This window comes from Streptomyces sp. NPDC028635, assembly GCF_040637635.1.
Taxonomy (GTDB): domain Bacteria; phylum Actinomycetota; class Actinomycetes; order Streptomycetales; family Streptomycetaceae; genus Streptomyces.
Window position 1 is genome coordinate 129,247 of sequence record NZ_JBEZWX010000015.1, and the last position, 15,171, is coordinate 144,417.

16 protein-coding genes are annotated in these 15,171 nt (G+C 70.7%); 10 read left to right on the forward strand and 6 right to left on the reverse strand.

Annotation, left to right across the window (positions count from 1 at the left end):
- Positions 1 to 26: 26 nt before the first annotated feature.
- A complete protein-coding gene (locus AB0E88_RS18750) occupies positions 27 to 1,457 on the reverse strand; it encodes an ATP-binding protein (protein ID WP_361631589.1) in 1,431 nt (476 codons plus the stop codon).
- A 10-nt stretch (positions 1,458 to 1,467) separates the two neighbouring features.
- Positions 1,468 to 2,157: a response regulator transcription factor gene (locus tag AB0E88_RS18755; protein WP_361631591.1), complete on the reverse strand. Its 690-nt coding sequence runs from the start codon at positions 2,155 to 2,157 to the stop codon at positions 1,468 to 1,470.
- A gap of 296 nt (positions 2,158 to 2,453) precedes the next feature.
- Here AB0E88_RS18755 and AB0E88_RS18760 point away from each other — a divergent pair, with 296 nt between their 5' ends.
- From AB0E88_RS18760 to AB0E88_RS18795, 8 genes are all read left to right on the forward strand, one after another.
- Positions 2,454 to 3,230, forward strand: a complete 777-nt coding sequence (locus AB0E88_RS18760; protein WP_361631593.1) for an amino acid ABC transporter ATP-binding protein — start codon at positions 2,454 to 2,456, stop codon at positions 3,228 to 3,230.
- A gap of 65 nt (positions 3,231 to 3,295) precedes the next feature.
- Entirely contained in the window at positions 3,296 to 4,141 is an 846-nt protein-coding gene (locus AB0E88_RS18765) for a glutamate ABC transporter substrate-binding protein (protein WP_361631595.1), read from the forward strand.
- Between the two features lie 117 nt (positions 4,142 to 4,258).
- Positions 4,259 to 4,927: an amino acid ABC transporter permease gene (locus AB0E88_RS18770; protein ID WP_361631597.1), complete on the forward strand. Its 669-nt coding sequence runs from the start codon at positions 4,259 to 4,261 to the stop codon at positions 4,925 to 4,927.
- Complete coding sequence (locus AB0E88_RS18775; RefSeq protein ID WP_361631599.1) at positions 4,924 to 5,832, forward strand: amino acid ABC transporter permease; 909 nt, start codon at positions 4,924 to 4,926, stop codon at positions 5,830 to 5,832. The genes AB0E88_RS18770 and AB0E88_RS18775 overlap by 4 nt, the downstream gene beginning before the upstream one ends.
- 175 nt (positions 5,833 to 6,007) lie before the next feature.
- On the forward strand, positions 6,008 to 7,612 hold the full coding sequence (locus tag AB0E88_RS18780; protein WP_361631654.1) for an FAD-dependent monooxygenase: 1,605 nt from the start codon (positions 6,008 to 6,010) through the stop codon (positions 7,610 to 7,612).
- A 92-nt stretch (positions 7,613 to 7,704) separates the two neighbouring features.
- Positions 7,705 to 7,776 (forward strand): putative leader peptide, encoded by a 72-nt coding sequence (locus AB0E88_RS18785; RefSeq protein WP_310851512.1) that lies wholly within the window; start codon positions 7,705 to 7,707, stop codon positions 7,774 to 7,776.
- 86 nt (positions 7,777 to 7,862) lie between these two features.
- Positions 7,863 to 8,411 (forward strand): cysteine dioxygenase, encoded by a 549-nt coding sequence (locus tag AB0E88_RS18790; protein ID WP_361631601.1) that lies wholly within the window; start codon positions 7,863 to 7,865, stop codon positions 8,409 to 8,411.
- A complete protein-coding gene (locus AB0E88_RS18795; RefSeq protein ID WP_361631603.1) occupies positions 8,408 to 8,806 on the forward strand; it encodes a rhodanese-like domain-containing protein in 399 nt (132 codons plus the stop codon). Before AB0E88_RS18790 ends, AB0E88_RS18795 begins: the two co-directional genes overlap by 4 nt.
- A gap of 226 nt (positions 8,807 to 9,032) precedes the next feature.
- Here the strand turns inward: AB0E88_RS18795 and recX are convergent, their stop codons facing one another.
- Both recX and recA read right to left on the reverse strand, forming a co-directional pair.
- Positions 9,033 to 9,830: a recombination regulator RecX gene (gene recX, locus AB0E88_RS18800; RefSeq protein WP_361631605.1), complete on the reverse strand. Its 798-nt coding sequence runs from the start codon at positions 9,828 to 9,830 to the stop codon at positions 9,033 to 9,035.
- 2 nt (positions 9,831 to 9,832) lie between these two features.
- Positions 9,833 to 10,960, reverse strand: coding sequence for a recombinase RecA (recA, locus tag AB0E88_RS18805; protein ID WP_361631607.1), 1,128 nt, complete (start codon positions 10,958 to 10,960; stop codon positions 9,833 to 9,835).
- Between the two features lie 333 nt (positions 10,961 to 11,293).
- Here recA and AB0E88_RS18810 point away from each other — a divergent pair, with 333 nt between their 5' ends.
- Positions 11,294 to 12,151 carry a hypothetical protein gene (locus AB0E88_RS18810; RefSeq protein ID WP_361631609.1) on the forward strand — a complete coding sequence of 286 codons (858 nt, stop codon included), beginning with the start codon at positions 11,294 to 11,296 and terminating at the stop codon, positions 12,149 to 12,151.
- 106 nt (positions 12,152 to 12,257) lie between these two features.
- On the opposite strand, the gene AB0E88_RS18815 is transcribed toward AB0E88_RS18810, so the two are convergent.
- Together AB0E88_RS18815 and AB0E88_RS18820 are read right to left on the reverse strand one after the other, a co-directional pair.
- A complete protein-coding gene (locus AB0E88_RS18815) occupies positions 12,258 to 13,502 on the reverse strand; it encodes an AI-2E family transporter (RefSeq protein ID WP_361631611.1) in 1,245 nt (414 codons plus the stop codon).
- A gap of 162 nt (positions 13,503 to 13,664) precedes the next feature.
- Positions 13,665 to 13,859 carry a DUF3046 domain-containing protein gene (locus AB0E88_RS18820; protein WP_361631613.1) on the reverse strand — a complete coding sequence of 65 codons (195 nt, stop codon included), beginning with the start codon at positions 13,857 to 13,859 and terminating at the stop codon, positions 13,665 to 13,667.
- Between the two features lie 81 nt (positions 13,860 to 13,940).
- Here AB0E88_RS18820 and AB0E88_RS18825 point away from each other — a divergent pair, with 81 nt between their 5' ends.
- Positions 13,941 to 14,885, forward strand: a complete 945-nt coding sequence (locus AB0E88_RS18825) for a hypothetical protein (RefSeq protein ID WP_361631615.1) — start codon at positions 13,941 to 13,943, stop codon at positions 14,883 to 14,885.
- Positions 14,886 to 15,171: the final 286 nt, after the last annotated feature.

Consider the following 15,171-nt stretch of genomic DNA (forward strand, 5'->3'; position numbering starts at 1 on the left):
CGTGCGGTCGTCCGCAGGACTCCCGCTCAGGCCGGCGCCCCGCCCTGCGTGGACACCGGTTGCGGTGCGTGCCGGGGCACGGTCACCGTCACCACCAGGCCGTGCGGCTCGTGGTGGCCGTAGGAGAGGGAGCCGCCGCCCGCGGCGAGCAGGGCGCGGGTGATGGACAGGCCGAGGCCGGAGCCCTTGATGTTCTGGTGCCGGCCGCTGCGCCAGAAGCGGTCGCCGACGCGGGTCAGTTCCTCGTCGGTGAGGCCGGGGCCGTTGTCGGTGACGACGACGGTCACGGTGTCGCCGGCCGCAGCGACCGCCACCTCGACGCGCTCTCCCGCGGGCGTGAACTTCACCGCGTTGTCGATCACCGCGTCCAGCGCCGACGACAGGGTCACGGGGTCGGCCCAGCCGGTCGTGGGCGGGCACTCGCCGGCCAGGCGTACGCCCTTGGCCTCGGCAGCGGGCGCCCAGGCCGCGACGCGTTCGGCGGCGAGCGCCCCGATGTCGGTGGTCGTCATGTCCGCCTCGGCGTGCTCGGCGAGCGCCAGGTCGAGCAGGTCGTCCAGGACCTGCGCCAGCCGCTTGCCCTCGGCCTGGACCGAGGCGATCTCCGTATTGCCCTCCGGGAGTTCGAATTTCAGCAGTTCGATGCGCAGCAGCAGCGCCGCGAGGGGGTTGCGCAGCTGGTGCGAGGCGTCCGCGACGAAGGCGCGCTGCTGCTCCAGCACGTCCTCGACGTGGTCCGCCATCTCGTTGAACGACTTGGCCAGCCGTTGGAGTTCCGGCGGGCCGCCGGCCGCCGCCACCCGGGATTTCAGGCGCCCGGTGGCGATGTCGTGGGTGGTGGCGTCGAGCACGCGTACGGGCCGCAGGACCCAGCCGGTCAGCCGGAGCGCGGCGCCGACGGCGAGCAGCATCGCGGCGACCAGGCCGGCGCCGATGATCAGCCAGCCGCGCAGGATCCGGGAGCGCATCTCGCCGGTCGGTGAGTCGGTGACGACGACGGCGACGACGTCCCCGTCCCGGATCACCGGTGAGGCGACGACGAGCCGGCCGCGCTGCCAGGGCCACACCTGCTGCGGGTCGTGGCTGCGCCGGCTGAGCAGCGCCTCCTCGAAAGCGGCCCGCACCTCACCCGTTCGGGGGAGGAAGAACCCGGCGGGGGCGTGCGCCATGGGCGTGTCGGTGCGGTAGAAGACGCCGGCGCGGATGCCGTACACCTCGTAGTAGCTGGCGAGTTCGTGGCTGAGGGTCTCCAGCCGTTCGTCGCCGGGGTTGCGGTCGACGGTGGCGGCGGTGTCGACGTACTGCGCGAGGGCCGCGAAGCGTGCGGTGTCGTCGATGCGGTCGACGACCACCTTCTGCTGCTGGGCGGCCGCCACGCTGACGGCCAGCGGGATGCCGAGGGCGAGCAGGACAGCCGCCATCAGGACGATGAGCAGCGGCAGCAGGCGTGTGCGCAAGCGGGCCCCGCTAGGCGGCCGGGGCGACGAGGCGGTAGCCGACGCCGCGTACGGTCTCGATCAGGGCCGGCATGCGCAGCTTGGCGCGCAGGGAGGCGACGTGCACCTCCAGGGTCCGGCCCGTTCCCTCCCAGCTGGTGCGCCACACCTCGCTGATGATCTGCTCGCGGCGGAAGACCACGCCGGGCCGCTGTGCGAGCAGGGCGAGGAGGTCGAACTCCTTGCGGGTCAGCTGGACGACGCTGCCGTCGACGGTCACCTGACGGGTGGGCAGCTCGATGCGGACGGGTCCGAGGTGGACGGCGGTCCCGGTGTTGTCGGTGCTCTCCTCGGTGGCGGGGCGCCGCCGGCTGACGGCGTGGATGCGGGCGAGGAGTTCCCCGGTGTCGTACGGCTTCACGACGTAGTCGTCGGCGCCGAGGTTGAGGCCATGGATGCGCGAGCGCACGTCGGAGCGGGCGGTGACCATGATCACCGGGGTGGCGGTGCGCTTGCGGATCTTGCTGCAGACCTCGTAGCCGTCCTGGTCGGGCAGGCCCAGGTCGAGCAGGACGACACCGAAGCCGGGCCCCTCGGGGACGAGCGCCTGCAGCGCCTCCTCGCCGTTGCGCGCGTGCGTGACGTCGAAACCGTGCCGGGCCAGGACCGCGGACAGTGCGGCGGCGACATGGTTGTCGTCCTCGACGAGCAGCAGTCTCATCCCGGCCTCCTCCGATTCATCGGGCGTACGGTTTGTCTGAGTAACAACGCGTGCACGCGCGCGTGCACCAAGGCAGTCACGCTGATGGACGAGGACGGCGTCAAGAGGGTTCCGGTTGGTCGGGGCTTTAGTTATCCGGCCGATACGTGCCCAGGTCGCCCCCAGGTCACAAGTGCTACGACATGTGTCCGATTGCTATCGGATCGTGATGCTCAGATTCCCCTCAGATGTAATGACGCTGGTCGAGGCTGGTTACTACATTCCTCCGAAACCGAGGAGGACGGAGCCTGAGAGCGATGACCGAAGTATCGGTGGCCAAGCAAGACGTGGCCCCCAGCGGCGACCTCGTCGTCCTGAAGAGCGTCAACAAGCACTTCGGCGCGTTGCACGTGCTCCAGGACATCGATCTGACGATTGCGCGCGGTGAGGTCGTCGTCGTCATCGGACCCTCCGGGTCCGGTAAGTCCACCCTGTGCCGCACCATCAACCGGCTGGAGACCATCGACTCCGGCTCGATCACCATCGACGGCAAGCCGCTGCCCGCCGAGGGCAAGTCCCTCGCCCGGCTGCGCGCCGACGTCGGCATGGTCTTCCAGTCCTTCAACCTCTTCGCGCACAAGACCGTGCTCGAGAACGTGATGCTGGGCCAGATCAAGGTCCGCAAGGCCGACAAGAAGCAAGCCGAGGAGAAGGCCCGCGCCCTGCTCGACCGGGTCGGCGTGGGCACCCAGGCCGACAAGTACCCCGCTCAGCTCTCCGGCGGTCAGCAGCAGCGCGTCGCGATCGCGCGCGCCCTGGCCATGGACCCGAAGGTGATGCTCTTCGACGAGCCGACCTCGGCTCTCGACCCGGAGATGATCAACGAGGTGCTGGAGGTCATGCAGCAGCTCGCCCGCGAGGGCATGACGATGGTCGTCGTCACCCACGAGATGGGTTTCGCACGTTCGGCTGCAAACCGCGTGGTGTTCATGGCGGACGGCCGGATCGTCGAACAGGCTGCGCCCGACCAGTTCTTCAGCAACCCGCGCAGCGACCGGGCCAAGGACTTCCTGTCGAAGATCCTGCACCACTGAACCGGCCGCGCGCCCGTCGCGCCGTCCAGCGCCCCGCTTCTTTCCTCACGCAAAGGATGTCCACCATGAAGCTCCGCAAGGTCACCGCCGCCTCGGCCGTCGTCCTCAGCATCGCCCTGTCCGCCACGGCGTGCGGCGGCGGCAACAAGGACAACTCGTCGTCCTCGTCCTCCGGTGGTGGCGGCAAGATCAAGATCGGCATCAAGTACGACCAGCCGGGTCTCGGCCTGAAGGAGCCGAACGGCGACTTCTCCGGCTTCGACGTGGACGTTGCCACGTACATCGCGGGGCAGCTCGGCTACAAGCCGGACCAGATCCAGTTCGTGGAGACCAAGAGCGCCGACCGCGAGAACGCGCTCTCCCGCGGTGACGTGAAGTTCATCGTGGCCACGTACTCCATCACCCCGAAGCGTCAGCAGAAGGTCGACTTCGCCGGTCCCTACCTGCTGGCCCACCAGGACCTGCTGATCAAGAAGGACTCGGACATCAGCAAGGGCACGGACCTCAACGGCAAGAAGCTGTGCTCCGTGACCGGTTCGACCTCCGCTCAGAACGTCCAGCAGAAGATCGCGCCGAAGGCCCAGCTGAAGGAGTACAGCGGCTACTCCGAGTGCATCGCCGGCCTGCAGAGCGGCGCCGTGGACGCGGTGACCACCGACGACTCGATCCTCGCGGGCTTCGCCGCGCAGGACAAGTACAAGGGCCAGTTCAAGCTCGCCGGTCTGAAGCTGAGCAACGAGAACTACGGCGTCGGTGTGAAGAAGGGCGACACCCAGCTGGTCGACAAGATCAACAAGGCGATCGAGAAGATGGAGAGCAGCGGCGCCTGGGAGGCCGCCGTGAAGAAGAACTTCGGCCCGGCCGACTACAAGAACGAGCCGGCTCCGAAGATCGGTCAGATCGTCCAGTAACGCGGCCCACCGCAGTCAGCTCGGGGTCCCCCCGGTGCGCGCCGCCGCCCGTCGCCCTGCCGGCGGCGGCGCGCCCCGCCCTCCACGTACGTCATCCACCCGGAAGCGCGGGAGATCGTGTTCGACTTTCTTGAAGGCTACGACGTCCTAGGGGCGTTCTGGATGACGGTGAAACTCACCGTCTTCTCCGCCGTGGGCTCCCTGATCTGGGGCACCCTGCTGGCCGCGATGCGGGTCAGCCCGGTCCCGCTGATGCGCGGCTTCGGCACCGCCTACGTGAACATCGTCCGGAACATCCCGCTGACGGTGATCATCGTGTTCTCCTCGCTCGGTCTCGCCGACATCTTCGGGGTGACCCTGGGTGCCTCCGACGACTTCAAGCTCCAGGGCTTCCGGCTCGCCATCCTCGGCCTGGTCGCCTACACCGCGGCCTTCGTCTGCGAGGCGATCCGCTCCGGTATCAACACGGTGCCCCTCGGTCAGGCCGAGGCGGCCCGCGCCATCGGCCTGAACTTCAGCCAGACGCTGCGGCTGGTCGTGCTCCCGCAGGCCTTCCGGGCGGTCATCGGCCCGCTGGCCAACGTGCTGATCGCGCTGACCAAGAACACCACGGTCGCCGCCGCCATCGGTGTGGCCGAGGCCGCTTCCTTGATGAAGTCGATGATCGAGAACGAGGCCCAGACGCTCGCCATCGGCGCGATCTTCGCCCTCGGTTTCGTGGTCCTGACCCTGCCCACGGGCCTCATCCTCGGCTGGCTCGGCAAGCGACTGGCGGTGAAGCGATGAGTTCCGTCCTCTACGACACGCCCGGCCCCCGTGCCAAACGGCGCAACGTCCTGCTCTCGGTCGTCTTCTTCGTCCTCCTCGCCCTGCTGCTCTGGTGGGTCTGGCAGACGATGGACGACAAGAACCAGCTCACGAGCGCCATGTGGAAGCCGTTCATCCAGTCCGACACCTGGACGACGTATCTCATCCCGGGGCTCGGCAACACCCTCAAGGCGGCCGCGCTCGCCATGGTCATCGCCCTCCCGCTGGGCGCCTTCTTCGGCATCGCGCGCATGTCCGACCACCGCTGGGTACGAGTGCCGTCCGCCACGGTGGTGGAGTTCTTCCGGTCCATCCCGGTCCTGCTGCTGATGCTGTTCGCGAACGAGCTCTACTCCCGCTACACGAACGTCACCAGCGAGGACCGGCCGTTCTACGCCGTCGTCACCGGCCTGGTGCTCTACAACGCCTCCGTGCTCGCTGAGGTCGTCCGTGCGGGCATTCTGTCCCTGCCCAGGGGCCAGAGCGAGGCGGCCTACGCCATCGGTCTGCGCAAGACCCAGACCATGACGAGCATCCTGCTGCCGCAGGCGGTCACGGCCATGCTGCCGGCGATCGTCAGCCAGCTGGTCGTCATCGTGAAGGACACCGCACTGGGCGGTGTGATGATCGGCTACAACGAGCTGCTGAACTCGCGCAGCACCCTCGCGGCCAACTTCGCCAACGTCATCCCCAGCTTCATCGTCGTGGCGGCCATCTACATCGTCGTCAACTTCATCCTGACCTCCTTCGCCGGCTGGCTGGAGGGCTACCTGCGGCGCAGCAAGCGCAGCACGGGCGCGGTCCTCGGCGCGGACGACATGGAGGAGCTGAACCCGGCGGCGACGGGCGGCTCCTACGGGACCGGGGCCGGCGGCGCCATCTGATCCCTCGTCAAGCGGCTTGACCCACACGGAGGCAGTGGCATGATCGCCACTGCCTCCGTCACTTGACGCAAGCAGCGGCAATGGGTTGCATACGTTCTGTGATCGTGCACCCTGCTCCAACCTGTTGTTCACATACGCCGCCGAGGACACCGCTGCGAGCAGGGGGCGCCGCGCCGTGGACCCGGTGATCATCGTCGGAGCGGGGCCCGTGGGGCTCACGCTCGCCCTGGCGCTGGCGCGTCAGGAGGTGCCGTCGGTCGTACTGGACGAGGGCCCCGGCAAGGACGAACCGCGGCTCGCCCGCACGGTCGTCCTGCGCGAGGACACCACCGCCCTGCTGGAACGGCTCACCGGGGTGCCGCTGGACAAGGCCGGTCTGCGTTGGGCCGGATGGCGGTCGATGCGGCGCAAGCAGGTGATGCGCGAGATCGCCTTCGACGACGCCACCGAACCCGCACCCGTGCACATCGCCCAGCATCTGCTGACCGGTGCCCTGCGCGACGCCCTCGCCGGTGAACGCCTCGTCGAGATCGCCACGGACAGCCGCCTGGACACCGTCGAACAGGAGCCCGCCGGCGTCACCGCGCACACCCGTGGCCCGAACGGCACCTGGTGGCGAGGCAGTTTCCTCGTCGGCTGCGATGGCCCCCGCTCGACCGTGCGCAAGCTCGCGGACATCCGCTTCCCCGGCCGTACGGCGGTGGAACGATACGCCGTCGCCGCGCTGCGCACCGAACTCCCCTGGCCCGGCCAGGCCGTACTGCACCGCCTTCCGCCGTGGCGCACCTCCGGCCCGACCGCCGGAGAGATCACCGCCCGCCCGCTGCCGGACGGCGTATGGCGGCTGGACTGGCTGCTGCCGCCCGGCAAGGACCTGGTCACGCCGGAGATGCTCATCGCCCGCATCCGGGAGACCCTGACCGGCTGGCACAACGGCACCACACCGCCGTACGACCTGCTGGACACCGGTGTGCACACCGTCCATCACCGCCTCGCCCGCCGCTGGCGCTCCGGGCGGGTCTTCCTCGCCGGTGACTCCGCCCACCTGCTGGGCGCCCTCGGCACCCAGGGCCTGGACGAAGGCCTGCGGGACGCCGACAACCTCGCCTGGAAGCTGGCGCTGGCCTGGCACCACGGACCGCGCGAGGCGCTCCTGGACAGCTACCAGAGCGAACGCCGCGCCGCCGTCGCCGCCCGGCTGCGCGCCGCCGACCAGGTCCTGCCGCTGCTGCGGGGCGGGGGCGGACTTCGGTCGTACGTCCCCGGCTCGACCCGCGGGCACGACGCCATGCTCACCGAGGGCCACCTCGGCCGCGGTCCGCTCGGCGAGGCGGCCGACTACGCCGACTCCCCGCTCGCACCCCGGCATCTGGAGGCGGAGGTCCCCGTCGCCACCGCGCCCGGCACACAGGTCGCCGACGTGCTGGTCACGGCCGAGGACGGCTCCTTCGTCCCGCTGCGCGACCGGCTCGGCCGCGGGGCGCTGCTCGTCGTCCTGATCGCGCCCGGCACCGGCGTGTGGGAGCGCAAGCACTGGGTCACGGCCGGGATCATGCCGCGGCTGGCCGCCGCGGTGACCGCGCTGCCGCATCCGGCGGAGCTGCTGGTCGCCGAGGAGTACCCCGGAGCCGCCGCCCACACGGTGCTGCTGGTGCGCCCCGACGGCCATCTCGTGACCGCGCTGAGCGGAGTACGCCCCGCCGACCTCTACGCCGCCGCCGAAGCGACCCTGGGCGGACCGGCCCGCACCGAGGCGACGGCCGGCACCGCCGCGAAGTGAGACCGCTCGCCGTCACTGTGCGTCCGCATAGTGACGGTCAGTTGACCGTCCCGGACTGTCGTGGTGTACTCCGGAGCGTGACCGACACCGATGTGCGCCTGTGGCGGAGGGTCCATATGGACCTGCTCCGGTACGCGGGCTGCGTGTGTCGTCCGTCCTGCTGAATTCGCATCCCCCTTTTCTCTGCCGCGCGCCGTGCCCGTCGTGCCGTCGCGCGCTGCCGACGCGAACGCTCAACAGGACGGTGCCCGTGTCTGTCTTCCCTTCGCCCCCCTCTGCCCTGAACAACGTCTCAGCCGCCGCTTCCGTGCCCACGCAGGCGGATCTTCTGGAATTCGTCCGGCGTACGGCCGCCGACACCGCGCTGATCGACTCGCTCCCCCTCGACCCGGAGGGCCGCACCTGGGTGCGTCTCGAGGGGCCCGGTGGCAGCGAGGCCTGGCTGATCGGCTGGCCGCCCGGTACCGGTACGGGGTGGCACGACCACGCCGAATCCATCGGTGCCTTCGTCACCGCGCGTGGTGAGCTGCGGGAGAACGCGCTGGCGGCGCGACTGCCCGCCGACGGCTGGAAGACCCTGGAGCTGACCGACGGGGTGGACCGGACCCGACAGCTGCCCGCCGGCCGCGGCCGCTCCTTCGGCCGGCACCACGTCCACGAGGTGCTCAACCGGTCCACGGCCGAGCACGCCGTCTCCGTGCACGCCTACTACCCGCCGCTGCCCCTCATGCGCCGCTACAGCCGGACCGGCCAGGTGCTGCGCCTGGAGCAGGTCGAGCGCCCGGAGGACTGGCAGTGAGCGCCGCGGTGAGCATCGACGCGCTGCTGGAGCGGGTGCGGGCCGGATACGCGCGCGTGGAGCCCCGCGAGGCGTACGAGGCCGCGGGCACCGGCGAGGCCCTGCTGGTCGACATCCGGTACGCGGCTCTGCGCGAACGGGACGGCCTCATCCCGGGCGCGGTGGTCGTCGAGCGCAACGAACTGGAGTGGCGTCTCGACCCCCAGGGCAGCCACCGTCTCCCCGAGGCCACGAGTCACGATCTGCGCATCGTGGTCATCTGCAACGAGGGCTACGCCTCCAGCTTGGCGGCCGCTTCCCTGCACCAGCTGGGCCTGCGCCGGGCAACCGATCTCGTCGGCGGCTTCCAGGCCTGGCGTGCAGCGGGGCTGCCGGTGACGACACAGGAACGGTAGGAGCGGTATGACGGTGCCGGGCCCGTACGGCGTCCGGCACCGTGACGCCGCCGGAGGTCGTCACACGCCGGCCGGCACACGCCGGCCGTCGGCGGTCGGCACACGCCGGCCGCGGAGATACCTGTCGGGACTGTCGGGCCCGACGCAGCCCGACGCGCGTCCCCTTCAGAGGTCAACGCCTGACAGCTCAGAGCCGACCCTGAGGACGTCAGGCACGGGGACGGCGTCAGAGTCCTCCCTCGTCGAGGAAGTCCGTCTCCTCGCCCTCCTCCTCGAGCGCCTGTCGCACCACGCGCAGGGCCATGCCCTCCGGGTAGCCCTTGCGGGCGAGCATGCCGGCCAGGCGACGCAGCCGCTTGTCGCGGTCGAGGCCGCGGGTGGCACGCAGCTTGCGGGCGACGAGGTCACGCGCGGTCGCCTCCTCCTGCTCGCTGTCCAGCTGCGCCACGGCCTCGTCGATCAGGACCGAGTCGACGCCTTTGGTGCGCAGCTCCCGGGCGAGAGCCCGCCGGGCCAGGCCCCGGCCGTGATGCCGGGACTCCACCCAGGCGTCCGCGAAAGCGCTGTCGTTGATCAGCCCGACCTCCTCGAACCGTGACAGCACCTCCTCGGCGGCCTCGTCCGGGATCTCCCGCTTGCGCAGGGCGTCCGCGAGCTGCTTGCGAGTGCGCGGGGTCCCGGTGAGCAGGCGCAGGCAGATCGCCCGTGCCCGCTCGACCGGGTCCCCGGGGGGCTCCCCCTCCTCGGCCCTCGACAAGGAAGAGGCGCCCCCGTCCTCGGCGGACGGCTCCCCGGGCTGTTCACCGAAGCCGCGCCGCCGACGCCCACGGCCGCCGCGCGTCCCCCCGGAACGCGCGCCGTCCCGTGCACCGCCCGCGCGACGCGGTTCCCCGCTGTCGTACCCGGTGGCGTCGTCGTACTCGGTGCCGTCCGTGGTCCGGGCCGGGGTCACGCCCTGCCTCTCGGCCCGCTCAGCGGAGGCGTCGAGGTGGGCGTACTCGGCCCAGTCGGTTCGTCGTGTCACGGTCAGCTCTTGGCTGCGGCGGCCTTGGTCTTGGTGGCCTTGGCCGCTGCCAGGGCGGGCGCCGCCTTGGCCGCGTCGTCGCCACCGGCGGAGACCGCGGCGTCGGCACCCGGCTCGGCGGCGGGCTCCTCGGCACGCACACCGACGCCCAGCTTCTCCTTGATCTTCTTCTCGATCTCGTTGGCCAGGTCGGGGTTGTCCTTCAGGAAGTTGCGCGCGTTCTCCTTGCCCTGGCCGAGCTGGTCGCCCTCGTACGTGTACCAGGCGCCGGCCTTGCGCACGAAGCCGTGCTCCACGCCCATGTCGATCAGGCCGCCCTCGCGGCTGATGCCCTGGCCGTAGAGGATGTCGAACTCGGCCTGCTTGAAGGGCGGGGCCACCTTGTTCTTGACGACCTTGCAGCGGGTGCGGTTACCGACCGCCTCCGTGCCGTCCTTCAAGGTCTCGATGCGGCGGATGTCGATACGCACCGAGGCGTAGAACTTCAGCGCGCGGCCACCGGTCGTGGTCTCCGGGGAGCCGAACATCACGCCGATCTTCTCGCGGAGCTGGTTGATGAAGATCGCCGTGGTCTTGGACTGGTTGAGCGCGCTGGTGATCTTCCGCAGCGCCTGGCTCATCAGTCGGGCCTGCAGACCGACGTGGCTGTCGCCCATCTCGCCCTCGATCTCCGCGCGCGGCACGAGCGCGGCGACGGAGTCGATGACGATGAGGTCGAGCGCACCGGAGCGGACCAGCATGTCCACGATCTCCAGCGCCTGCTCGCCGTTGTCCGGCTGGGAGAGGATCAGGTTGTCGATGTCGACGCCGAGCTTCTTCGCGTACTCGGGGTCGAGGGCGTGCTCCGCGTCGACGAAGGCGACCTGGCCGCCGGCCTTCTGCGCGTTGGCCACCGCGTGCAGGGTCAGGGTCGTCTTACCGGAGGACTCCGGGCCGTAGACCTCCACCACACGGCCGCGCGGCAGGCCGCCGACACCGAGGGCGACGTCGAGCGCGGTCGACCCGGTGGGGATGACCTCGATGGGCTCGTTCGGCCGCTCGCCCAGGCGCATCACCGCGCCCTTGCCGAATTGCCGTTCAATCTGTGCGAGCGCGGCGTCGAGCGCCTTCTCGCGGTCGGTACCTGCCATGGGTTCCACCCGGTTTGCTTGAGTCGATCGCTTCACGTCAAAGACGCTAACGCCTGCCACTGACAACGCGCCCCGACGCCGGTTCGGCCTGTGGATAACCCCGGGACACACCCCTACAAAATGGGGCGAAATCCCCTCCGTTGAGCCTCGCCGGAGCCTCCATATGAATGGATGTTCGATTTTGGTGTCAAGCGCGCCACGCGGCACCTCCGAGCGTACGCCCGCGCCTGAACGCCGACCGGGACCTCACCCGGCCGCTGCTCCCCGCGGTGTACGCGGGGTGTCTTCCGCGGGACGACGACGGCCCCCGCGGCAGCCGGGAAACTCGCTCGCATGGACAACAGGTCGGCGCGGGGACAGGACACCCGTCACGGCACGCTCCCGGCCCAGGCACGGGACACCCACCACACCCTCCACCTCGGCACAGCCCCGGCCGGGCCTCGCTCTCCCGGCCCGCTGCGGGGCGTCGACCGGCTCTGCCTGGTCACCGGGGCCGTTCTGATCGTCTCGGGGCTGGCGCATCTGCTGGTCTTCGCCGTCGACGGCGGTCCCTGGTACGGACCGGTCTCCTGGCGGAAGCCGGTGACCTTCGGGCTGTCGTTCGGCGTGACGCTGCTCGCGGTCGCATGGGTCACCTCGTACGTCAGCGTGGGCGCGCGGCTGCGCTCAGCGCTGCTCACCGTGTTCGCCGTGGACTGCGTGGTGGAGGTCGGCGGCATCACGCTGCAGGCGTGGCGGCGGGTCCCCTCCCACTTGGACATGGAGACGCCCTTCGACACGGCGGTCTCGATGACGCTCGCGGTGGGCGGCGGTGTGCTGGTCGTGCTGCTGACCGTCTTCGCGGTGACGTCGTTCCGGCGACGGCCGTCCGGTCCCGCGGGCATGGCGCTCGCCGTGCGCTCCGGTTTCGCGATCCTGCTGGTGGGACTCGCCTCGGGCGCGGCGATGATCGCGCGCGGTGTCGTACTCACGCGGACCGGCCATCAGGAGGCGGCGTATCACTCGACGGCTCCGCTCAAGCCGCTGCACGGGGTGAGCCTGCACGCCGTCCTGGCACTGCCCGCGCTGGCCTGGCTGCTGGCGCGCACCTCGTGGGACGCGGGGGTGCGCAGGCGGATCGTGGCAGTGGCGGTATGGGGTTACGCCGCCGCGGTGGCCGGAGCGGGCGTGTGGGCGCTCGTCACGTACTAGCACCTCATGACTGGCCCCCCACGGACCAGTCCCTTACGTACCGGCCCTCACGCACTCGCACTCACGTCCCGGCCCCTCACACCAGTCGGCCCTCCCGCCCCGGCTCTCAGGTACCGGCCTCGTCCTCGTCGCGTGTGCGGGACCGTCCCCACAGGCCCCGGGCCCGGGTGAGGGCGCCCGCGCCGCGGCCGCGGTGGCCGTGCACGCGCGGGTCGTCCGTGACGGCGTACCGCTTCACATAGGCACCCAGGAACGCCTGGAGCGTGGCGACCGCGGGGATGGCGATGAGCGCACCGACCGCGCCGAGCAGAGCGGTGCCGGCGATGACCGAGCCGAAGGCGACCGCGGGATGGATGTCCACCGTCTTCGAGGTCAGCTTCGGCTGCAGCATGTAGTTCTCGAACTGCTGGTAGACCACGACGAAGACCAGAACCCACACCACGTACAGCGGGTTGACGGTGAAGGCGATCAGCATCGGCAGCGCACCGGCGAGATACGTGCCGATGGTGGGGATGAACTGCGACACCACACCGACCCACATGCCCAGCACGGGCGCGTACGGGATGCCGAGGGCCTGCAGCATGACGTAGTGGGCGACGGCCGAGATCAGCGCCATCAGCCCGCGCGAGTACAGGTAACCGCCGGTCTTGTCGACGGCGATCTCCCACGCGCGCAGCACCTCGGCCTGCCGGGCGGGCGGCAGCACCGAGCATATGCCGCGCCGCAGCCGGGGTCCGTCGGCGGCGAAGTAGAAGGAGAACAGGCTGATCGTCAGCAGCTGGAAAAGGCCGCCGAGGACCTGGGTGGACACGTCCAGGACACCGGCCGCGCTGTTCTGCACGTACTTCTTCAGCCAGTCGGAGCGGAGCAGCCCCTGCTGGATGTCCAGCCGCTTGAGGTCGGTGTGGAAGGTGCTGTTGATCCAGTGGATGAGCGAGTCGAGGTAGTCGGGGAAGTGCTCGATCATCTTGATGATCTGGCCGGCCAGCATCGAGCCGAGCAGGGTGACGAACCCGGCGGAGACGATCAGCAGCCCCAGGAAGACCAGGAACGTGGCGAACCCGCGGCGCAGGCCGCGGGAGGACATCCAGCTCACCGCGGGTTCGATGGCCAGGGCCAGGAAGAACGCGATGAGGATGTTGATCAGCAGCCCGGTGAGCTGGTGAAACGCCCAGCTGCCGAACTGGAAGGCCGCGACGAGGGCGAGCGCGAGCACCATGGCGCGCGGCAGCCAGCGGGGCATGCGGGCGGCCGGCCCGGCGTCGCTCTCGGCCGGAGGCCGGGTGGGCGGCGTCGCGCCGTCGGTGGATGCCTGTGGGGCGGACTGCCCGGTGTCGTCAGTGGATGCCACGGACCAAGTCTCGCCGACGCCACTGACAACCCTTCGCCGGCCTGCGCTCGACAAGCGCCCGCCCCCGGGTTTTCGCGGCTTTCCGTAGCCGGCGGGGTCCCGTGGTCACCCGGTGTGGTCCCGTCGTGACCTGGCGGCGTCCCGTCGTCCGCACGGTCGCGCTCAGCGCCTTTCCTGCGGGACGTTCATCACCGTGCACACCACACGCCACACGTCCTTGGCCTCCCAGCCGGCGGCCAGCGCCTCGTGCACCGTGCGTTCGCCCAGTTCGGACATCACGTGGTCGCGCGCGAAGGTGTCGGCGTAGCCCGCACCGAAGTGCTCCGCCATCCGCTCCCAGAAGACCGTCAACCGCATGGCACCAGTATCCCGCCCCTGAGAGTGGGCTCCGGCCCAGGACCGCTCGCCGAGACCGCTTTCCGGCCTACGGTCTGATCCATGGCCGAATCCGGAGCATCCCCACTCCTCTCCACGCCCCCGGCGCGCTCCCCGCTCGCGCGCGCCGAGCACTTCGTCTGGCTCACCGCGCGCGTGCTGGAGCAGCGTCTGTTCGCGTACCACTTCCTGCGGGGCGACGCCGACCCGGTGGAGACCGCGCTGGACGCCTACCGCAACGCCGACGGCGGATACGGCCACGGCCTGGAACCGGACCTGCGCGGTCCGGTGAGCCAGCCGCTGCACACCGCGCACGCGCTGCGGGTGCTGGACCGCATCGGGCGTTGCGCCGGACAGCGCGTCGAACGCGTGTGCCGCTATCTGACCTCGGTGTCCACGGCGGAGGGCGCGCTGCCGGCCATCCACCCCAGCCAGCGGGACTACCCGGCGGCGCCCTTCCTCCCGATCGTGGACGACCCGCCGAGCGACCTGCTCGCCACCGGGCCCGTGGTCGGGTTGTTGCACCGCAACGAGGTGTGGCACGCCTGGCTCTTCCGGGCCACCGACTTCTGCTGGCAGCGCATCGAGTCGCTGGAGAAGTCCCATCCGTACGAGATCGAGGCCGCCGTGGCCTTCCTGGACTCCGCGCCCGACCAGGCGCGCGCCCATGCCGCGGCCGACCGTCTGGGCCGGCTGGTACGGGAGCAGCGGCTCGCCGCCCTGGACCCGGACGACCTCGGCGCCTATCCGGTCGCGCCGGGCTACGCCCCCGGCGAGCACCACTTCCCGCACGACTTCGCGCCCACACCGGACTCACTCGCGCGCGGGTGGTTCACGGACGACGAGATGGCCCGCTCCCTGGACCATCTCGCGAGCGAGCAGCGGGAGGACGGCGGCTGGCCGGTCAGATGGCGCCAGTGGGCCCCGGGCACGGTGCTGGAGGCACGGCCCATGGTGACCATCGAGGCACTGCGCACGCTCAGGGCGTACGGCCGCGCCATCGGGTGAGGGGCGCCTCCGGCGGGCGCGGATGACGGGCGACCGGGGGCCGAGTGACGGGTGACGGGTGACGGACGACGGACGACGGACGACGGGCGACGGGCGACGGGCGACGGGCGACGGGCGACGGGACAAGGCAGCCCCGCCCCACCCACTCACCGTCACCCTCACGCCCACCCGAGCCGAACTCCCCGCCTCCCCCGGAACCGCCGCTACCCCGCCCGCCCACTGCCCGGACCCGCCGAGCGTCACCGCAGCTCAGCGCCGTTGTCAGTGGGTGGGTGCAGGATGGACG